Origin of the sequence: Glycomyces luteolus (assembly GCF_027622875.1) — a bacterium.
GTDB lineage: Bacteria > Actinomycetota > Actinomycetes > Mycobacteriales > Micromonosporaceae > Glycomyces > Glycomyces luteolus.
This window is the reverse complement of record NZ_JAPZVP010000001.1, coordinates 408,828-427,683: the sequence shown is the minus strand read 5'-3', so window position 1 is coordinate 427,683 and position 18,856 is coordinate 408,828. Positions and strand designations below refer to the sequence as shown.

Sequence of the window (18,856 nt, the reverse complement as noted above, 5' to 3'; positions counted from 1 at the left end):
ACTCGTTTGGCGCCTCGCGCCGATCTGGGCTGCGCTCGTGAGGCGTCTCCCATTCGATCGCACGCCCCAATGGATTGTCGTCATCGCAAGTGCTTGCTGTGCCTCATGATTCGATAGTTTCCAAGTGGGCATACAGTGGCTCAAGAGGGGCAAACCCGAAGCCCGCCATTGTGACCGAGGTCGTACGATGTGCGCATCGTTCCTTCGACGCAGAGGATGAGCCGATGGCAGAGAACGCGGAATACGCGCCCGACTTCGACATCTCCAGGCCGACCATCGCCCGTGTCTACGACGCGCTCCTCGGCGGGAAGGACAACTTCGCCGCCGACCGCGAAGGGGCGGCCGCCTATCTCAAGTACGTGCCCGACTCCGGCAAGGTCGCCAAGGAGAACCGCGCGGCCCTGTCCAAGGGCGTGCGGTTCATGGCCGAGCAGGGCATCGACCAGTTCCTCGACATCGGCGCGGGCATCCCCACGATGGAGAACACCCACCAGGTCGCCCAGGCGGTCAACCCCGACGCCAAGGTCGTCTACGTGGACAACGACCCGATCGTGCTCGCGCACGGCCGTGCCCTGCTGGCCGCCAACAAGTCGACCACTGTGGTGACGGCTGATCTGCGGTTCCCCCAGGACATCCTGGACCACCCCGAGATCAAGGAGATGCTCGACTTCACCCGCCCGATCGGGTTGATGGTCGTCGGCCTCCACATGCACTTCCACGACGACGAGCAGCCCGACGAGTGGGTGCGGACCCTCCTGGACGCCTGCCCCTCCGGGTCGTACCTGTTCATCACCGACTTCGTCGACACCGGTGAACCGCTCCAGAAGGGCATGGAGCAGGCCGGACTCGAAAGCCTCGGAAACGGCTGGATCCGCACGCCCGAGCGGATCACCGAGCACTTCCTGGGCCTGCCCCTGGTCCGGCCTGGGCTGGACTTCCTGGCCCGCTGGTTCCCCAGTGAACCCGACAGGGAGCTCACGGCCGCCGAGGATTTGGAACCGTGGCAGCGGATCCTGATGGCGGGCATCGGTTACAAGGCCTGATCCCAAAGTCAGACGACCTGGAAGGCGCGCGGGGTGCCCCGCGCGCCTTCGTCGTTCCCCAGCCACTCCTCATCGGTTTCACTCGATCGAGTGAAATCCCTCGATTCCTGCGAGTGCCTCCCTGAGCAGGACGCCGGACGGGCGGGCTTTAGAACTTCCAGCGCTTGGCGGCGAGTCGAGCGAGAGCGTGGCGCTCGGGCCGGGCGAGGACAGCCTCGTACCGGTGGCCGAGGTAGATGCAAGGGGGCTCAGAGTCAATGCGGAAGACGTTGCCGATCCAGCCGACGGGTTGGCCGTCGACCATTTCCCACAGCTGGACGATGCGGATGGCGCGGGTCATCGTCATTCTGATGTGGAGTCCCTCGAACTCGATCTCCTCGATACGGAGCCCGATGGTCTCGGCGTCGGGGTACCCGCTCAGAGGCGGGTTGTCGGGTCCGTTCAATCCGGGCCACCCGTTCGATGCAGTGATGACAATTCGGTTCTCATCATCGCATACCACGGTATGCGAGCAGGCGGCGTATGGATTGCGGCATACCACACGCCCTGGCAGGAAAGCCGCTGTGTCCCATCATCATCACTCGTCCGGCGGACGGACAACGGGGCCAGGCACCGCGAGCAGGCACCCTCCTTGGAGGATGGCCGCCTCGCCTTGGCTCACAGACAGGCACCAGACCGGTGCGACTGATGTGGCGTGGCGTGACCTGGCGTGCACGGAAATGGTATTGACCTGGGGCGATACCGCGGTTACGCTCCCCGCAAACGCTTGCGCAACGGCGCGTTCCGTCCCCTCGTCTCCCTTGCCCCCGCCCTGCTTCCACGCAGGGCGCCGGTTCGCGCGTCCTGGGTGCGGACGCCCAGCGCCTCCAAGCGCTGCGCGGGCCCGGCATATTCAAGGAGAACGGGATCTCATGCAGGACGCCCCGGACAGACGCGTGCCCAAGCGGCGGAAGGCGATCATCGCCGCAGCGGCGATCGGCGTACTCGCCATCGGCTCGGTCGTGTACTTCGTGTACGACGGCCCCGGCGAGGAGACGGCCGCTCCGGCCGAACCGACCGAGGCACCCACGAGCGGCGAACCCACCGAGTCGCCCGAGATCGGCGTACCGACCGCGATACCCTCCGAGGAAGCGACCGAAGCCCCGGTCGACACCTCGAAACCCGTCGGCTACGCCTCCATGAACGGCGGCACCGCCGGCGGGTTCGGCGCCGACACCGTGAACGAGGTCGTCCTGAGCGAGTACTGGCCCGGCAGCGCCGCCTCCCCCGGCGATGCGCTGGCCGAGCTGCTGGGCGAGCACCAGGACGCCTCCGGCGAGGGTTTGGTGGTCTATGTGGACGAATCGATCGCCGCTGATGACACCGGGGCCGAGGAGATCGACGTCAAGGACGTGGAGCACGTCTCGATCCTCGGGGTCGGCGAGGCGGGCGTGCTCGACGGCGTCGGGATCAACGTCTCCGGCGCGCACGACATCGTCATCCGCAACCTCGTCATCCACAACGTGAGCGAGGGCGAAGGCGACGGCATCGGGGTCCAGAACGCCAGCTCCCAGGTCTGGATCGACCACAACGAGCTCTACAACGAGTACCCGGACGTCGACAAGGACTACTACGACGGCCTGATCGACATCAAGGGCGAGTCGCGGTACATCACCGTCTCGTGGAACCACCTGCACGACTCGTGGAAGACCATGCTCACCGCAAGCTCGGACGACGAGGGCGAGAACGGCGACTACATCACCTACGCGGACAACTGGTTCGAGAACCTGAACTCGCGCGTGCCGCTCATCCGCCGCTCGCAGGTCCACATGCTCAACAACTACTTCCACAACGTCGAGGACACCGCCATCAACGCCCGCATGGGCGCACAGGTCCTGGTGGAGGGCAACTACTTCGAGAACGTGGGCAGCGGCTCGGTCGACGGCGAGTCCGGCGACGTCCACGGACCGGTCGGCTGGTTCTACGGCAGCGACGAGCCCGGCTACTGGAACCTGGTCGACAACACCTACATGGACACACCCCACGAACACCTGGAGTCCACTACGGACTTCACCGTCCCGTACGAGTACGAGGCGCTGGCCTCGTCCGAGACGAAGACCCACGTGACCGAGGGCGCGGGCGCAGGGGTCATCGACGTGGCCCCGTAACGCCCGCTGATCGGGATTCAGCGCTAGCCGGCGCGGGGACGCGGCTGGAGCGGACCGATCGGGGAAGGGTGCCCGGCCGACCCTGGCGGGGTCGGCCGGAGCTCAGTGGTCAGACTCTGGTCCACCTCTGGTTGTCGCCGCTCCAGCAGCTGTAGAGCTGGACCGGGGCGCCGTCGGACGAGCTGTAGACGTCCAGGCACACGTTCGCGTAGCCGACGCTGCGGATCGTCCCGTCGGAGCCGAAGGTCCACTTCTGCGCTGCGGTGTTGCCGCACGCGTTGATCTGCACTTGCGTTCCATTACTGCCCGAGGGCGCTTCGAGGCACTTCCCGAGGACGCGCAGCTCCTGAGCCGCGGTGTAGGTGAACTGCTGGTTCACGCCTTCGTAGCAGGTGTAGAGCTGGACCTTCGCGCCATTGGCGGTGTTGCCGCCAGGCACGTCGATGCATTTCCCGGCGGAGGTACTCCGCAGCAGGTCGGTACCAGTGCCACCGCCACCGCCGCCGCCGCTGCCGTCGGGGGCGACGGCCCGGCCGGTGCTCGGGGAGATCATCCCCGCGCACAGCCCGCGCGAGCGCAGGTCGGCGGCGATCTGCGGGATCGCGTTGATCGTGTTCTGGTAGGCGTCGTGCATCAGGATGACGCCGCCGTTCTGGAGGTTGCGGGCGGCTTGCGCGATCTGCGCGGTGCTCGCCCCGTTCCAGTCCTGCGAGTCGACGGTCCAAAGGACCTCGGTGAGCCCGTACTGCGCCTCGACCGATTTCAGGTTCGCGTTCGTCTCCCCGTACGGCGGCCGGAAGAGCTTCGGGGTGACGCCGGTGGCCTGCTGGATCGCCTGCTGAGTACTGGAGATCTCCTGGGCCATCTGCGAGGTGCTCAACTGGGTCATGTGCGGGTGCGACCAGGAGTGGTTCGCGACCCACATGCCCGCGGTGACCTGCGCGCGGGCGAGCGACTGGTTGCTGGAGACCCGCTGGCCGGTGTTGAACATGGTCGCCCGCAGATTGTTCGCGGTGAGGGCGTTGAGCAGGTTGGTGGTGGTGCTCGGGTTGGGTCCGTCGTCGAAGGTCAGCGCGACGTAGCCGTTGCAGGTCTGCGCCTGCGCGGGCGAGGCGGCGCCGAGCACCGCGGCGGTGCCGACGGCGACGACGAGGGTGGACAGGGTGGCGATGAGCGTTCTCATGCGACTTCGCATGATCGGCCTCCTCGGGGTGTCGCCCGGGGTCGCGCGCCGAAGGGACGGCGGCGCACCGGGGTACGGCGCATCAGTCGCGTCGACGAACTCCCAGGGGTGAGGGCCCCAGTCGCCATGAGGGGATGACGATGGATCGATGTCCCGTGCGTGAACAGGAACGAATTGAATTATCCGGACGGATCCGCTGGAGGACAAGGGTCCCGACCGTTCAATAAATCGATATGCATCGATTTATACGCGGCCGGGCGGGGAACGGTCGGCGAACGGGAGACGAGCGGAAGCGCCGGGCCTCCCGCATCCCGGACGAGCATTTGGCATATTCCTACTGAAGCACTAGGGTTATGTGGATGCCCGCCCGCACCGCCCGCCCTGATGGAGTGATCCGCCCGATGCGACAGCTGTTCGGCTTCCCCAACCCGGTCAACGAGGTCTCCGCCCGGCTCGTGGCGGCCGGCGTCGTGCTGATGAGCCTCGCCGCGCTGGCCTTCCAGCTCGAATGGCTTGTGGTCGTCATCGCGCTCGGGTTCATCGCCCGAGTGTCCACCGGCCCGACCCTCAGCGTGCTCGGGCAGCTGGTCACCCGGGTCATCACGCCGCGACTGCCGGTCCGGGCCAAGCCCGTCCCCGGTCCGCCCAAGCGCTTCGCCCAGGGCATCGGCGTGGTCTTCGCCGTCACCTCGGCGGCGCTCCTGCTCGTCTTCGACGCCGACCTGGCCGGCTGGATCGTCCTCGGCGCGCTGGCCGCCGCCGCGACGCTGGAGTCCGTCTTCGCGTTCTGCCTGGGCTGCCAGATCTTCGCGTTGCTGATCCGCGTCGGCCTCGTCCCCGCATCGGTCTGCGAGGCCTGCAACGACATCCGGGCCCGCACCGAGGCGAATCTGCGCGAGCGCGAACTCGCCCAAGAGGGGGCCTGACCCGGCGGCCGCGACGCGGTCGCGGAAATCGAGGCGGCGCCCCCGGCCGGGCACCACCTCGACGTCGTTCCGTCAGACGGCGACCGACTCCTTCGGGGCCGCCTGCTTCGGGGGTTCCGGATCCGCCGCGGGCATGTGGTCGTCGACCAAGGTCGCCTCGTTGAACGGCTGGTCCCCCGCGAGCACCCGGTTCGCCCGGTCGCGGTTGAACTCCTTCGTCCAGGTCCCGATGAGGACGGTCGCGACGGCGTTGCCGGCGAAGTTGGTCAGGGCCCGCGCCTCGGACATGAACCGGTCGATGCCGAGGATGAAGCCGACGCCGTCGACCAGCTCGGGCCGGTGCGACTGCAGGCCGCCGGCGAGCGTCGCGATGCCCGCGCCGCTGACGCCCGCGGCGCCCTTGGAGGCGATGATCATGAAGACGAGCAGCGAGATCTGCTCGGCGAGGCCGAGCGGCTGGCCCTGGGCGGTGGCGATGAACAGCGTCGCCATCGTCAGGTAGATCGCGGTGCCGTCCAGGTTGAACGAATAACCGGTCGGCACGGTGATGCCGACGACGGGCTTGCTGACGCCCAGGTGCTCCATCTTGGCGATCAGGCGCGGCAGCGCCGACTCCGAGGAGGATGTCGACACGATCAAGAGGAACTCGCGGCCGAGGTAGCGCAGCAGCTTGAAGATGTTGACGCGGGCCCCGAACCACAGGACGGCGCCGAGCACGCAGAAGACGAACACCAGGCAGGTCGCGTAGAAGCCGAGCATGATCACCGCGAGGCTCTTCAGCGCGTCCCAGCCGGTCTCGCCGACCACGGCCGCGATCGCGCCGAACGCGCCGATCGGCGCGGCCCACATGATCATGGCGAGGATGCGGAAGACCAGCTTCTGCAGGTACCCGATCCCGCGCAGGATCGGCTCGCCGGCGGTGCCCATCTTCTGCAGAGCGAACCCGGCGAGCAGCGCCACCAGCAGCGCCTGCAGCACCGAGCCGTCAGTGAACGCGGACACCATGCTCTCGGGGATGATGCTGAGCAGGAAGTCGACGGTGGTGTGGCCGCCGGCCTCGGCCGCCGTCTCCTGCGCGGCGGAGGCCGCGTCAGGATCGAGGTTCATGCCCGAGCCCGGGTTCAGGAGGTTGCCCACGACCAGGCCGATGGCCAGCGCGAACGTGGACATCAGGAGGAAGTAGCCCAGGGCGATGAGCCCGACCTTGCCGACGCTCGCGGCCTTGGTGACCGAGCCGATCCCGAGCACGATGGTGCAGAAGATGATCGGGACGATCATCATCTTGATGAGGGCGACGAAGCCGGTGCCGAGCGGCTTCAACTGGACGGCGAATTCGGGGAACGCGAAGCCGACCAGCACGCCGAGGACCACGGCGACGATCACGGCCAGGTAGAGGAAATGGGTTCGGTCGCGGCGGCGCTTCAGGGGTGGTGGGGTAGACATCTTCGTCTCCTTAGGGATTTTCGGTGAACGACAGAAGTCTCCATGCCCCTGTGAAGCCAGTCACTATTCTGTTCATTACGGTCGCGTTAGCGGCGCGTGTACACATGGGGTGTGAAGCAACCATGGCCGCTCGCCCGGCAGCTCCTCGTGCTGCAGCTCGTCCTGGTCGTCCTCCTGGTCGGCGGCGGGATGGCGCTCGCCTACGCGGACGCCCGACGGGCCACCGACGACAACGCTCGGGAGCTGGTCGTCACGGTCGCCGAGACCGTCGCCGACTCGCCGAGCCTGACCGACGCGCTGGCGGCACCCGATCCCAGCAGTGAGCTGCAGCCGTTCGCCGAGCGGGTCAGGACCGACACCGGGGTCGACTTCATCACGATCATGGATCCGGACGGCATCAGGTTCACGCACCCGGACCCCGACCGCATCGGCGAGCCGTTCATCGGCAACACCGAGGAGGCGCTGGCCGGACGTACGTTCACCGAAACCTACACCGGGACGCTGGGCCCTTCGATGCGCGCGGTCGTGCCCGTCCTCGACGGGGACGCCGCGGTCGTCGCTCTGGTGGCGGTCGGGATCACGATCGAGGCGATCACGGCGGAGCTCAACGAGCGGCTCCTCCCGCTGGCCGCAGTGGCGGCCGGCGTGCTCGTCATCGGCGTCGCCGGCAGCTACCTGGTGAGCGCCCGCCTTCGCCGCCAGACCCGCGGCGTCGCGCCGGCGGAGCTGCGCGACATGTTCGAGTACTACCAGGCGATCCTGCACTCGGTCCGGGAAGGACTCGTCCTCGTCGGCAGCGACGGGCGTGTGGTCCTGTGCAACGACGCGGCGCTCGACCTGCTCGGCATGCCCGCGGACGTGCGCGGCACCCCGGTCGCCGAACTGGGCCTCGCCGAGGACCTGGCGGCGGCGTTCACCTCGCCCGAGTCGCGCGAGGACGAACTGCACCTCACCGACACCCGGGTGCTGCTGGTGAACTCGGTGCCGGTGCGCTCCCGCGACCGGGGCATGGGCAACGCGGTCACACTGCGCGACCACACCGAGCTGCAGAACCTCAGCGGGGAGCTCGACACGGTTCGCGGGTTCGCCGAATCCCTGCGTTCCCAGGCGCACGAGTCCGCGAACCGGCTGCATGCCGTGATCTCGCTGATCGAGCTCGGCCGGGTCGACCGGGCCGTCGCGCTGGCGACCGCGGAGTTGGAGACCGCGCAGCAGCTCACCGATCGGGTCGTCGGCTCGGTGGCCGAACCAGTGCTGGCCGCGCTGCTGCTCGGCAAGTTGAGCGAGGCGAGCGAGCGCGGCGTCGAGCTGATGCTGACCGCGGACACGGCCATGCAGGACACCGGCACCGATGTCGATGCACGCGACCTCATCACGATCCTGGGCAACCTCATCGACAACGCGATGGACGCCGCGGTCGAGCACGCGGCCGCGCGCGCCCCGAAGGTCACGGTCACCGTCAGGACCGAGCCGGGCGAGCTGTTCGTGCGGGTCGCCGACACCGGTCCGGGCGTCGTCGAGCGGGCCGACATCTTCAGGCGCGGGTGGTCGACGAAGCCGGCCGCCGAGACCGGGCGGGGCCTGGGCCTCGCCCTCGTCGGGCAGGCGGTGCGCCGCTACGGCGGGAGCATCGACGTCGACAACGGCAGTGCGCCCGACGGAGGTGCCTCCGACGGCGGCGGCGCCGTGTTCACCGTGCGGCTACCGATATCGTCAAGCCGATGATCCGCGTACTCGTGGTGGAAGACGACCCGGTGGCCGCCGACGCCCACCGGGCGTACGTCGAGCGCGTCGCCGGGTTCACCGTGGCCGGCGTGGTGCATTCGGGCAACGACGCCATCCGGTTCTGCTCCCGCAACCCCGTCGACCTGGTGCTGCTGGACTTCTACCTGCCGGACACGCACGGCCTGGCGGTGTGCGCGGCGCTGCGGGCCGCCGGCGCCCCGGTGGACGTGATCGCCGTGACCTCGGCGCGCGACCTGTCCGTCGTCCGCGCGGCCGTGTCCTCCGGCGTCATGCAATACCTGCTCAAGCCGTTCACGTTCGCGACGCTGCGCGGAAAGCTCGAGACCTATGCGGCGTGGCGGGAGCAGGTCGTCCAGCCCGGCGAGGTCGGCGGCCAGAACGATGTCGACCGGATGCTGTCCGAGCTGCGCACCCCCGGCCAGGGGCCGTTGCCGAAGGGCCTCAGCGCCTCCACATTGGAGTCGATCAGTGCCGCGCTGGCCGACGCGGCCGAAGGACTGTCCGCGGCGGCCATCGCCACGACGGTGGGCATCGCGCGAGTCACCGCGCGCCGCTATCTGGAGTACTTGGCCGACAACGGGATCGCGCAGCGGCGCCCGCACTACGGCAGCGTCGGCCGCCCCGAGGTCTGGTACGTCCTCGTCCGGCGGTAAGCCTTCAGGATCCGGTCGGGCCTCGAGCGTGCGGCATCGATCGAGGGCGCAGGGAATTCGCGCTCCCATCTCAATCCGACGTGCGCGGGGCCGCGGGTGGGCTGGCTCCGACTTCGCCGGCGGGAGAAGCGATCACCGATAGACGAGGCCCGATACCGTTGCCGCGTGAGAACGATTGACCGCCGCTCGCCGCGTGTCCCGATCCAGGCCCGTCGATGACCGTCCGGCCCGGTGATCACTGGCGGCGCCTGGTATCGACCGACCGGAGTCTGCTGCGGGCCAACCGGATCGTGCGAACGGGTCGATCGTTGCGAGCCGGTGGCGCACGAATGCTCGCGGCGGTGGCCGGTTGGCCGCACGTGGTCGACATCGCCGCGGGGCTGCACCGGTCGGGCGTCCCGGCGACACCGTCGTCGGTCATGTGGCGATCCGGTCCAGCGACACTCCAGCGATACACGAGCGGCGACCGCGCCTCCGGGACGCCCGTCCTCATGGTGCATTCGCTGGTCACCCGCTCCTGGGTGCTCGACCTGGCGCCGGGCCGCAGCCTCATCGCGGCGCTGCTCGCGGCGGGCCACGACGTGTACCTGCTCGACTGGGGCATCCCCGGGCCCGCCGAGGCCGGACGCGGGTTCGACGACTACGCCGCCACCCTGATGCTCGCCGAGCAGGTGGTCCGGGACCGCACCGGGCGGCCCCGGGTGCATCTGGTCGGGTACTGCCTGGGCGGCACGCTGGCGCTGAGCACGCACGCGGCTCTCGGCGATACCGGGTTGGCCTCCCTCACCGCGATCGCCCCGTCGGTCGACACGGCGGTCGACGGCCGCCTGGACGGGATCCTCCGCTCACTGCGGCTGCCCCCGGTGTTCGCCCTCGACGGTCACGGTCTGGTGCCCGCCCCGCTGATCCGGGAGAGCTTCCACTGGCTGCACCCCATCGCACTGCGCGCGGCCCGCCAGGTCTGGCGACGGCGGCGGAACCGAAACTGGCGAGCCGTGGCGGGACCGCTGTCCCGGTGGGTCTGGGAGCACACGCCCTTTCCGGGTGCGCTGCTGTTCGACCTCGTCGACTACGCCCGCGGCAATGCTCTCAGCGGCGGAAGGTGGCTGGTGCACGGCCGGCCGGCACGCCTCGAAAGCCTCGAGGTGCCGGTCCTGCTCGCGGTCGCCGCGACCGACCACATCGTGCCGCCACCGGCGAGCCTCGCCCTCGTCGACCTCCTGCGCCGCCCGCCCCGAGTCGTGAGGTGCCCCGGCGGGCACGTCGCCATGCTCACCGGTGTCGGCACCCGATCGATCCTCTGCCGCGAACTCCTGGACTTCCTCGCCACCGCTTAAGTAGGACTCCGGCCTCTCGCGAGGCTGCAGAGCCGCTATCGCCTTGGCGGGCGACACCGCTGAAAGCGCGCACCTCACGCAGCGGCGGGACGAGGCGTCACCGGAACGACCGGCTCCAACGGCGCTGCCCTTCAAGCGGACTCGTCTTCAACGCTCCGCAGTGCGGCCCGGTATTGGCCGGGGCTGGTGCCGACGAGCTTGGCGAACTGGGCGTAGAAGTTGCTGCCCGAGCCGAAACCGGCCGCGTAGCCGACCGCGGAGCAGTCGAGCTCGGTGGTGGCGAGGAGGCGCTGGGCCTCGGCCACGCGCCGGCGCAGCAGGAAGTCGCCGATCGTCATGCTCCAGGCCTTACGGAACAACGTCATGGCGTACTCAGTGTTCAGATGGGCCACGGCCGCGACGTCCGCCGCGGTGATCGGATCACGGAACCGCTCCATGACGAACGCCGCCATCTCGAGCGGGCGCGAGGTCGGTCCGGTGTCCGACGGCTGCATCCGCGCGGCGCGCAGGGTCCGGCGCATGAAGGCCTGCACCTCCAGGAGGGCGGCATCCGCGTCTCGGCCCGCGAAGTCCGATCCCCAGCGCCGCCAGACGCTGGAAGCATCCACATCGGACGGCACGGTCGCGAGGGCCGGCCGGCCCTCGAGGAGGGAGCGCAGGTCGGCCGCGGGCAGGTCCCAGGTCAGCACCGTGGAGAGCGGGACGTGCGCCCAGCAGACCTCGGCGGGCTCCCCCGGAGGCGCGAGCAGCCGGTGCGGCAGACTCGCCCAGAAGACGGCCGACTGGCCCTGCTCGACGCGGACGCGCCGCTCGCCCATCAGGTACTCGATGGCGCCCCTGGTGACGACGTTCAACTCGATGTCGTCGTGGCTGTGGGCGCGGGCCATCGCCGGGGCGGTCCCCTGGGCGACCCAGATCCCCGGGGGCGCGAGCTCCACCACCGCTTCGTACTTCACGAGGGGCGATGCTAGCCGAACAAAGGATCCCGGAGGAACGACCAAGCGGGCAGGATTCGCGTTCGCTCCATCACGGCTACGTTGACTACATGACGTCGACATCTGCCAGGAAGCACGCCGCGAAACGTCCGCCCATGGGCTGGAACAGCTGGGACTGCTTCGGCAGCTCGGTGACCGAGGACCTGGTCCTCGCCAACGCCGAGTTCATGGCCGCCGAGCTCAAGCCGTTCGGATGGGACACGATCGTGGTCGACATCCAGTGGTACGAACCGAACCCGGGCGAACACCACTACAACGCGGTCTCCGACCCCGTGCTCGACGCGTGGGGACGGCAGCTCCCGGCGCCGAACCGGTTCCCCTCGGCATCGGACGGGTCGTTCAAGGCGCTGGCCGACCGCGTTCACGCGCTGGGCCTGCGGTTCGGCGTCCACATGATGCGGGGCATCCCGAAGAAGGCGGTCGAACTCGACCTCCCGGTCCTCGGGGGCGACACGACCGCGTCGAAGATCGCGGACCGCGACAACGCGTGCACCTGGAATCCGGACAACTTCGGGATCGATCATTCGGCGCCCGGCGCGCAGGCGTATTACGACTCCCAGGTCGCGCAGTTCGCCGAATGGGGCGTCGACTTCGTGAAGCTCGACGACGTCCTCCACCCGCCGACGCAGAGCGTCGAGATCGCCGCGTACTCGCGCGCGATCGACAAGTGCGGGCGCCCGATCGTGCTGAGCCTCTCGCCGGGGAAGGCGCTGTCGTTCGCACACCTTGACGCGCTTCGGGAGCACGCGGAGATGTGGCGCATCTCCGACGACCTCTGGGACGACTGGAGCGCGCTGCTGGAGATGTTCCAGCGCGCGGCCCGCTGGGCGCCGTATCAGGTTCCGGGAGCCTGGGGCGACGCCGACATGCTGCCGCTCGGGCGCATCGGCATCCACGCGCACGTCGGCGAGGACCGGTTGTCGCGGTTGACGTTCGAGGAGCAGCGCACGATGCTCACGCTCTGGTGCATGATGCGGTCGCCGCTGATGTTCGGCGGGCACCTCCCGGACACTCCGTCCGACACGCTCGAACTGCTGCGCAATCCCGAGGTCCTCGCGCTGCTCGAGAGCCGCAGCAGCCGCGAGATCGTCCGCGACCACTCGCTGGTCATCTGGAAGGCCGAGCTCGAGGACGCCGAGGCGTGCGCGGTGTTCTGGCTCGGCGACGACCCGGCCGACCTCGAGGTCCACTTGGCCGATCTCGGCTGCACGCAACGCACTCGCGTCCGCGACCTGTGGGAGGGCGCCGACGTCCCGATCGAGGACGGCCGGGTCCGCGTCAGGGTACCGGCGCACGGCGCCCGGCTGCTGCGACTGGAGTAGCCGCACCGGGTCAGGCGTCGCGGGCGGCGCGCCATTCCGGGGCGAGGACCGACCAGATCTCCATGTCGTGGCGGACGCCGCGGTGGAGGTAGGCCTCGCGCGCGACGCCTTCCCTGGTCATGCCGAGGCGCTTGGCGACGGCGATGCTGGGGGCGTTGCGGGTCGAGGCCCACCAGTCGACGCGGTGGATGCCGCGGACCTCGATCGCCCAGTCGATGATCACGGTGACCGCGCGGGTCACGAGGCCCTTGCCGACGGCGGCGGGCTCGAGCCAGCAGCCGGCCTCGGCGGTCTCCATCCGGAAGTCCATGGCGCGGAAGAGGACGCCGCCGACGAGGGTGCCGTCGACCCAGATGCCCCAGATTCGCCCGGTGTCCGCGGCGGCCTTCTGCTCGTAGGTCTCGAGGATCCTCCGGGCCGCATCGAGGTCGGCGACGGTGTCCGCGAGGGCGACGTGGCGTCCGATGAACTCGCGTCCGCGGTCGATGTGGGCCAGGAACTCCTCGGCCGAATCCGCCTGCAGGGGGCGCAGTTCCGCGCCTTCGCCCAGGGAAGTCTTGAACATGCGTCCTCCGAATCGACCGCGCCGCAACAGACGACATGCTCTCACATGTGGATCGTGCGCGGCCCCGTCCGGGTGCTGCTTCACGGCCGCCGTGCCCGAGCGAGGCCGCGGCGCTGCGTGCCGCCGCGTTGCCCCGCCGTTCGGCCACGGCGCGGATCGCGCCGGGACGGGTCACGCCTCTCGGTGCCGGTCGAGGCGCTCGGAGAGGTGCCGGAATCCGGCGGACGCGTAAGTGGCGACGGCGCCGGCCAGGGAGCTCGGGGTGCAGACGATCGCGCCGGAGGAGCCGAGCTCCCGGAGCGCGGCCGCTGCGGCGACGCAGATCGCCTTGCCGTAGCCGCGACCGCGGTGGTCCTTGTGGACGCCCATGGGCTCGATGAGCCCAGGGCGCCCGGGCCCGGCCGACCACACCGTCACGGCGGCGACGGCGTTCGCGGCCTCGTCGAACCCGAGCAGGCACCGGGCGTCGGCGTACGGCGAACCGGCCGCCATCGCGTGCCAGCGCGCCTCGGAGAAGGCCGAGCCCTCGAAGGCGGAGCGATGCACGGCGGCCCGCAGGTCGGCCAGTTCCGGCCCGGCCACTCCGATCCGCAGGCCCGGGTCCTCCACCGGGTCCGCGAGGTCGCGCTGCAGCGGCGTCCACGCTTCGTCAGTGCCCCAACCGATCTCGGCGAGGTGCTCGTGGAGGGCCGCGCCGTTCGGAACCTCGACGTTCACCTTGCCCGCGGGGAGGACGCCGCGCTCGGGATCGGCGATGTCGGCGGCCATCCGCCGGGCGAGCCCCGCATCGTGCAGGAACTGCGGTGCGGTTGTCACCCGCAGCACGTCGGGGCCGTCGAGCAGCCCGACGGCGAGCACCCGTCCGTCCTGGTTCCAGGTCCGGACCGCTGCGGCGGTCGCTTCACCGCCGAATCGCCAGAACCAGCCGAGGTCGCCCGGATGCAGCTGCATCGGGGCGTCGTCGGACTGCCATTCCCGGAGCGCCGCGACCGCTTCGCCGAGTTCGTCGATGCCGGGGACGCGCAGTTCGAAATCCATGGCCGGATCACACCCCAGCGCGCCGGTCCTCCGCAACCGGTTATCGGGCACCCGCCGCGGGTATCTTCGGCCCCGCAGGCATTCGACGAAAGGACGCCGATGGCGCTCATCCTGATCACCGGAGCCTCGACCGGGCTCGGTCTGGCCGCCGCGCGGACGCTGACCGAGGAGGGCCATGCGGTCGTCGTCCACACGCGCAGCCCCGACCGGGTTCCGGATCTCGCGCCGCACGGGTTCGTCCACGGCGACCTGTCCCGAATGGACGAGACGCTCGCGGTCGCCGAGCAGGCCGACGCGTTCGGGCGCTTCGACGCGGTGATCCACAACGCCGGGGTCTACCGCGACCCCGGTGCGCTGCAGGTGAACACGGTCGCGCCCTACCTGCTCACCGCCGCGATGTCCAAGCCGCGCAGGCTGATCTACCTGAGCAGCGGCTACCACCTCGACGGCTCCACGGACCTGGACGCGATCGACTTCGCCGAGACGCGGGCCCGCCCCGGGGCGTACGAGGACTCGAAGCTGTACGAGACGACCCTGGCGTTCGCGGTCGCGCGCCGCTGGGCCGACACGGTGGCGCACGTGGTCGACCCCGGCTGGGTCCCGACCCGCATGGGCGGCCCGGGCGCGCCCGGCGACCTCGAGGAGGGGCACCGGACGCAGGAGTGGCTGGCCGCGGCGCCCGACGAGGCGATCGTGCCGCGCACCGGCGGCTACTGGCATCACGGCCGCATCAGCCGCTCCCACCCGGCGGCCTCGGACCCGGATTTCCAGCACGAGCTGATCGGGCGGCTCGAGGCCCACACCGGGGTCGAGCTGGGTTGACGATCGGCGCGTGCCCGAGGCGCAAGGATCGGACCCGAAGGCGCCCAAGCGGAGCCGCTGCGTGTCCCGCTGCGGCCGGGTCACCGGTCCCGGTTGAGCCGGGCGGCCTGCTGCAGCAGATGGGTGTGCTCGGCCTCGATCACCGTGGCCTGCGCCGCCGCCTTGTAGAGCCGGGCCGCCTCGGCCCGGTTGCCGGCCCGCTCGTGCAGGTACGCGGCCACGGCGTCGCGGCGCGGCAGGCCGGGGTCGAGCGCTTCGACCAGGCGGAGCCCCGCGAGCGGGCCGTCCACGTGCCCGACCGCGACCGCCCGGTTGAGCGCCACGACCGGGCTGTCCGGGGTGAGGCGCGCGAGTTCGTCGTACCACTCGAGGATCTGCGGCCAGTCGGTCGTTTCGGCCGAGGCCGCGTCGTCGTGGAGCGCGGCGATCGCGGCCTGCGCCTGGTATTCGCCGACCCGGTCCATCGCCAGCGCGTGCTGGAGCAGGTCGACGCCCTCGGCGATCATCGCCTCGTCCCAGAGGGAGCGGTCCTGTTCGGCGAGCGGCACGACCCGGCCCGAGTCGTCGCGGCGGGCCGGGCGGCGGGCGTGGTGCAGGAGCATGAGCGCGAGCAGGCCCGCCGCTTCCGGGTCCCGCGGCACCGAGGCGACGAGCTGCCGGGTCAGGCGGATCGCCTCTGCGGAGAGGTCGCCGCCCGTCCGGTCGTCGGCGAAGCCCTGGTCGAACATCAGGTACAGGACGCGGAGCACGGTTCGCGCATCGCCGAGCCGCTCGAACCGCTCCCCCGCGAGCGTCCGCTTCGCGCGCGAGATGCGCTGCGCCATGGTCGATTCGGGGACGAGGAACGCGCGGGCGATCTGGGCGGTGGTCAGGCCGCCGACCGCGCGGAGCGTCAGCGCGATGGCCGACGCGGGCGAGAGCGCCGGGTGGCAGCAGCGGCTGAGCAGCAGGAGCGTGTCGTCCGCCTGCTCGGCCGGGCCCGGGGCCGGTTCTCGGTGCGCCGCGACCTCGCGCATGACCCTGGCGGACGCCGAGCGGCGCGCGTCCAGGAACTTGCGCCAGGCCCCGGTCACCAGCCAGGCCTTGGGCTCGTCGGGCGCCTCGCCGTCCCAGCGCCGCACCGCTTCGGCGAGCGCGTCCTGGACGGCGTCCTCGGCCGCCGCGAAGTCGGCTCCGCGGCGGACGAGGACGCCCAGCACTTGCGGGGTGAGATCCCGCAGCAGGTGATCGTCGATCATCTGACAGGTATTCCTCGGCCGTGCTTACTCGACTGTGCTTATTCCACCACCGGCGGCTCGGTGAGGAACGGCCGCACCTCGAGCCATTCGTGAAGCGGCAGGCCGTCCTTCCCGGGCGCGGAGGAGAGGTAGGCGGCGGCCTCGTAGGCGCGCTCCTTGGATTCGACGTCGATGACCATCCACCCGGCGATGAGGTCCTTGGTCTCGGCGAACGGGCCGTCGGTGACCGGAGGCCTCCCGTCGCCGTCGTAGCGGACGAACTCGCCTTGCGGGGCGAGCGCCTGCGCGTCGACGAACTCGCCGCGCTCCTTCAGGTCCTCGATCATGTCGCCCATGAACTGGATGTGCGCGGTGATCTCCTCGGGAGTCCAGTCCTCCATCGGCGCTTCGGCGTTGGCGTGCTGCTTCGGTCCGCCGCGGTAGTGCTTGAGCAACAGGTACTTGGCCATGACGGCCCTCCTTCGTTTCGGGCGGCTCGTTCGCCGCTGACAACCCTAGGACGGAGCCGTCCACCGGTTCTCGACATCCCGGGAGGACATTTTCCGGATTTCTTTTCGGGGGGGCTGCCGCAGCCGGAATCCGGGGGCTGTCCTGACTGCGCCGAACGGCCTCATTGCGAAGAATCCAAGCGGACAGCACCGCTCCAGGAACGAAGGAAACGCCATGTCCCGCTTCATGATCGCGGCGCTCGCGGCCGAGGTCAACGGTCTCGCGACGGTGGCGACGCCGGCCGACTCCGCGCAGCTGGAGGAGCTGGTGGCGCAGCTGCAGATCGAGGACGGGCCGCTCGCCGAGTTCGTGGCGATGCGCGCCCGTGTCGCGAACGGCGCGACCGCCGACCGCGCCGAGGTCGGGGCGATCGCCGAACTCTATGGGGCCGTGAACTTCCCGGCCGATCCGTTCCCGGCCTTGGTCTGCCTGGAGGAGGAGTCCCGCGAGCTGCAGGCGCACCTGCTCCGCGAGATCGGCGGCGATGCGGCCACGGAGCTCTACGCCGTGGCCCCTTCAGCGGTGAGGACTTCGCGCTGTTCGTCGATCGCGTTCCGGGCACCTTCACGTACGTCGGCGTCCGCGCCCCCGGCACGGACATCGCCACTCGTACCCGCACTTCGGCGCGTTCGAGCCCGACGAAGCGGCGATCGGCCTCGGCGTCCGCGCCATGGCCGGGTGGCTCGCCCGCCGCACCCGCTGCTGGCGACGGCGAAGGCCCGGCCGGGAACCCGGCCGGGCCTTCTTCTTGCGTTCTAGATGGCGGTCCAGCGGCTCTCGTCCGCGGCGCTCGCCTCGACCGCGGCCAGGACCCGCTGCACGCGCAGCGCGTCGGCGAACGAGGGCGTGGGCTGCTCGCCGTTCGCGATGGCGCCCACGAGGTCCACGACCTGGTGGGTGAAGGCGTGCTCGTAGCCGAGGCCGTGCCCGACCGGCCACCAGTTGCCCGTGTACGGGTGCTCGGGCTCGGTGACCTGGATGCGGCGGAAGCCCGCGTTGGGCTCCTCGCTCGCGTCGTAGAACCACAGCGAGTTCATGTCCTCGAAGTCGAACGCGAGGGACGCCTTGGTGCCGTTGAGCTCCACGCGCATCGCGTTCTTGCGGCCCAGCGCGAAGCGGGTGGCCTCGAAGACGCCCACCGCTCCGTCGTCGAAGCGCGCGGTGAACATCGCGGCGTCGTCCACGGTGACCGGGCCCTTGGGGCCGTCGGCGCCGCCGACGCCGCCCAGGCCCACGAAGTCGCCGCCGACGGGCCGCTCCTTGACGAAGGTCTCCAGGATCGCCGAGACACCCGTGATGTTCGATCCGGCGACCCACTGCGCGGCGTCGATGATGTGCGCGCCGATGTCGCCCAGCGAGCCCGAACCGGACAGCGACTTGTCCAGACGCCAGGTCAGCGGCGCGTTCTCGTCGGTCAGCCAGTCCTGGAGGTACTGCGCGCGCACGTGCCGGATCGATCCGAGCGCGCCCGATTCGACCAGGCGCTTCGCGAGCGCGAGCGCGGGCGTACGGCGGTAGGAGAAGCCGCACATCGCGTACACGCCTTCGGCTTTCGCCGCCTCGGCGGCCGCCGTCATCCGCTCGGCCTCCTCGACCGAGTTCGCCAGGGGCTTCTCGCACAGCACGTGCTTGCCCGCCTCGAGCGCGGCGATCGCGATCTCGGCGTGCAGGTTCCCGGGGACGCAGATGTCGATGAGGTCGATGTCGTCCCGCTCGATCAGACGACGCCAGTCGGTCTCGCTGGAGTCCCAGCCGAGCTTCGTCGCGGCGGCCGCGACCCGCTCGGGGTCGCGCCCGGCGAGCGCGGTCATGCGCGGGGCGAGCGGCAGGTCGAAGAAGCGCGGCGCGGTGCGCCACGCGTGCGAGTGGGCCGCGCCCATGAAGGCGTAGCCGACCATGCCGACGTTGA

18 protein-coding genes are annotated in these 18,856 nt (G+C 70.3%); 9 read left to right on the top strand and 9 right to left on the bottom strand.

The genetic code is table 11. From position 1 onward, the window contains the following. The first annotated feature begins 224 nt into the window (after positions 1–224). Positions 225–1,043, top strand: a complete 819-nt coding sequence (locus tag O1R50_RS01975) for an SAM-dependent methyltransferase (protein ID WP_270108166.1) — start codon at positions 225–227, stop codon at positions 1,041–1,043. A 148-nt stretch (positions 1,044–1,191) separates the two neighbouring features. On the opposite strand, the gene O1R50_RS01970 is transcribed toward O1R50_RS01975, so the two are convergent. Continuing rightward, complete coding sequence (locus O1R50_RS01970; protein ID WP_270108165.1) at positions 1,192–1,488, bottom strand: hypothetical protein; 297 nt, start codon at positions 1,486–1,488, stop codon at positions 1,192–1,194. 466 nt (positions 1,489–1,954) lie between these two features. On the opposite strand from O1R50_RS01970, the gene O1R50_RS01965 reads away from it, so the two are divergent. Continuing rightward, entirely contained in the window at positions 1,955–3,190 is a 1,236-nt protein-coding gene (locus O1R50_RS01965; RefSeq protein ID WP_270108164.1) for a pectate lyase family protein, read from the top strand. 109 nt (positions 3,191–3,299) lie between these two features. On the opposite strand, the gene O1R50_RS01960 is transcribed toward O1R50_RS01965, so the two are convergent. Beyond that, positions 3,300–4,385: a polysaccharide deacetylase family protein gene (locus O1R50_RS01960; RefSeq protein WP_270108162.1), complete on the bottom strand. Its 1,086-nt coding sequence runs from the start codon at positions 4,383–4,385 to the stop codon at positions 3,300–3,302. Between the two features lie 389 nt (positions 4,386–4,774). On the opposite strand from O1R50_RS01960, the gene O1R50_RS01955 reads away from it, so the two are divergent. Continuing rightward, positions 4,775–5,299 carry a DUF4395 domain-containing protein gene (locus tag O1R50_RS01955; RefSeq protein ID WP_270108161.1) on the top strand — a complete coding sequence of 175 codons (525 nt, stop codon included), beginning with the start codon at positions 4,775–4,777 and terminating at the stop codon, positions 5,297–5,299. Positions 5,300–5,371: 72 nt separating this feature from the next. Here O1R50_RS01955 and O1R50_RS01950 read toward each other — a convergent pair whose 3' ends face one another. Then, positions 5,372–6,742: a cation:dicarboxylate symporter family transporter gene (locus tag O1R50_RS01950; protein ID WP_270108159.1), complete on the bottom strand. Its 1,371-nt coding sequence runs from the start codon at positions 6,740–6,742 to the stop codon at positions 5,372–5,374. A 111-nt stretch (positions 6,743–6,853) separates the two neighbouring features. Here O1R50_RS01950 and O1R50_RS01945 point away from each other — a divergent pair, with 111 nt between their 5' ends. The 3 genes from O1R50_RS01945 to O1R50_RS01935 all read left to right on the top strand — a co-directional run bounded on the left by O1R50_RS01945 (position 6,854) and on the right by O1R50_RS01935 (position 10,478). Further along, positions 6,854–8,467: an ATP-binding protein gene (locus O1R50_RS01945; protein WP_270108157.1), complete on the top strand. Its 1,614-nt coding sequence runs from the start codon at positions 6,854–6,856 to the stop codon at positions 8,465–8,467. Next, positions 8,464–9,141, top strand: a complete 678-nt coding sequence (locus tag O1R50_RS01940) for a response regulator (protein ID WP_270108156.1) — start codon at positions 8,464–8,466, stop codon at positions 9,139–9,141. The genes O1R50_RS01945 and O1R50_RS01940 overlap by 4 nt, the downstream gene beginning before the upstream one ends. Positions 9,142–9,482: 341 nt before the next feature. Next, positions 9,483–10,478, top strand: a complete 996-nt coding sequence (locus tag O1R50_RS01935; RefSeq protein WP_270108154.1) for an alpha/beta fold hydrolase — start codon at positions 9,483–9,485, stop codon at positions 10,476–10,478. Between the two features lie 131 nt (positions 10,479–10,609). Here the strand turns inward: O1R50_RS01935 and O1R50_RS01930 are convergent, their stop codons facing one another. Further along, positions 10,610–11,434, bottom strand: a complete 825-nt coding sequence (locus tag O1R50_RS01930; protein WP_270108153.1) for a helix-turn-helix domain-containing protein — start codon at positions 11,432–11,434, stop codon at positions 10,610–10,612. Positions 11,435–11,523: 89 nt separating this feature from the next. On the opposite strand from O1R50_RS01930, the gene O1R50_RS01925 reads away from it, so the two are divergent. Then, positions 11,524–12,795, top strand: a complete 1,272-nt coding sequence (locus tag O1R50_RS01925; RefSeq protein WP_270108152.1) for a glycoside hydrolase family 27 protein — start codon at positions 11,524–11,526, stop codon at positions 12,793–12,795. Between the two features lie 10 nt (positions 12,796–12,805). Here O1R50_RS01925 and O1R50_RS01920 read toward each other — a convergent pair whose 3' ends face one another. Further along, positions 12,806–13,360 (bottom strand): GNAT family N-acetyltransferase, encoded by a 555-nt coding sequence (locus tag O1R50_RS01920; protein ID WP_270108151.1) that lies wholly within the window; start codon positions 13,358–13,360, stop codon positions 12,806–12,808. A 171-nt stretch (positions 13,361–13,531) separates the two neighbouring features. Continuing rightward, positions 13,532–14,398 (bottom strand): GNAT family N-acetyltransferase, encoded by an 867-nt coding sequence (locus tag O1R50_RS01915; protein ID WP_270108150.1) that lies wholly within the window; start codon positions 14,396–14,398, stop codon positions 13,532–13,534. A 99-nt stretch (positions 14,399–14,497) separates the two neighbouring features. On the opposite strand from O1R50_RS01915, the gene O1R50_RS01910 reads away from it, so the two are divergent. Beyond that, a complete protein-coding gene (locus O1R50_RS01910) occupies positions 14,498–15,220 on the top strand; it encodes an SDR family NAD(P)-dependent oxidoreductase (RefSeq protein ID WP_270108149.1) in 723 nt (240 codons plus the stop codon). 80 nt (positions 15,221–15,300) lie between these two features. On the opposite strand, the gene O1R50_RS01905 is transcribed toward O1R50_RS01910, so the two are convergent. Both O1R50_RS01905 and O1R50_RS01900 read right to left on the bottom strand, forming a co-directional pair. Beyond that, positions 15,301–16,455, bottom strand: a complete 1,155-nt coding sequence (locus O1R50_RS01905; protein WP_408612579.1) for an RNA polymerase sigma factor — start codon at positions 16,453–16,455, stop codon at positions 15,301–15,303. A gap of 41 nt (positions 16,456–16,496) precedes the next feature. Further along, positions 16,497–16,907, bottom strand: a complete 411-nt coding sequence (locus tag O1R50_RS01900; RefSeq protein ID WP_270108147.1) for a YciI family protein — start codon at positions 16,905–16,907, stop codon at positions 16,497–16,499. 214 nt (positions 16,908–17,121) lie between these two features. On the opposite strand from O1R50_RS01900, the gene O1R50_RS01895 reads away from it, so the two are divergent. Further along, on the top strand, positions 17,122–17,706 hold the full coding sequence (locus tag O1R50_RS01895; protein ID WP_270108146.1) for a hypothetical protein: 585 nt from the start codon (positions 17,122–17,124) through the stop codon (positions 17,704–17,706). Here the strand turns inward: O1R50_RS01895 and O1R50_RS01890 are convergent. Next, complete coding sequence (locus O1R50_RS01890) at positions 17,703–18,845, bottom strand: Gfo/Idh/MocA family protein (RefSeq protein ID WP_408612578.1); 1,143 nt, start codon at positions 18,843–18,845, stop codon at positions 17,703–17,705. The genes O1R50_RS01895 and O1R50_RS01890 overlap by 4 nt on opposite strands. Positions 18,846–18,856 lie beyond the last annotated feature (11 nt).

What these genes read in the sequence shown, in the direction of transcription:
- O1R50_RS01940 (WP_270108156.1), top strand. Translation starts at nt 8,464, where the DNA reads ATGATCCGCGTACTCGTGGTGGAAGACGACCCGGTGGCCGCCGACGCC.
- O1R50_RS01950 (WP_270108159.1), bottom strand. Translation starts at nt 6,742, where the DNA reads ATGTCTACCCCACCACCCCTGAAGCGCCGCCGCGACCGAACCCATTTC.
- O1R50_RS01915 (WP_270108150.1), bottom strand. Translation starts at nt 14,398, where the DNA reads ATGGATTTCGAACTGCGCGTCCCCGGCATCGACGAACTCGGCGAAGCG.
- O1R50_RS01975 (WP_270108166.1), top strand. Translation starts at nt 225, where the DNA reads ATGGCAGAGAACGCGGAATACGCGCCCGACTTCGACATCTCCAGGCCG.
- O1R50_RS01895 (WP_270108146.1), top strand. Translation starts at nt 17,122, where the DNA reads ATGTCCCGCTTCATGATCGCGGCGCTCGCGGCCGAGGTCAACGGTCTC.
- O1R50_RS01960 (WP_270108162.1), bottom strand. Translation starts at nt 4,385, where the DNA reads ATGCGAAGTCGCATGAGAACGCTCATCGCCACCCTGTCCACCCTCGTC.
- O1R50_RS01955 (WP_270108161.1), top strand. Translation starts at nt 4,775, where the DNA reads ATGCGACAGCTGTTCGGCTTCCCCAACCCGGTCAACGAGGTCTCCGCC.
- O1R50_RS01965 (WP_270108164.1), top strand. Translation starts at nt 1,955, where the DNA reads ATGCAGGACGCCCCGGACAGACGCGTGCCCAAGCGGCGGAAGGCGATC.
- O1R50_RS01920 (WP_270108151.1), bottom strand. Translation starts at nt 13,360, where the DNA reads ATGTTCAAGACTTCCCTGGGCGAAGGCGCGGAACTGCGCCCCCTGCAG.
- O1R50_RS01890 (WP_408612578.1), bottom strand. Translation starts at nt 18,845, where the DNA reads ATGGTCGGCTACGCCTTCATGGGCGCGGCCCACTCGCACGCGTGGCGC.
- O1R50_RS01910 (WP_270108149.1), top strand. Translation starts at nt 14,498, where the DNA reads ATGGCGCTCATCCTGATCACCGGAGCCTCGACCGGGCTCGGTCTGGCC.
- O1R50_RS01900 (WP_270108147.1), bottom strand. Translation starts at nt 16,907, where the DNA reads ATGGCCAAGTACCTGTTGCTCAAGCACTACCGCGGCGGACCGAAGCAG.
- O1R50_RS01925 (WP_270108152.1), top strand. Translation starts at nt 11,524, where the DNA reads ATGACGTCGACATCTGCCAGGAAGCACGCCGCGAAACGTCCGCCCATG.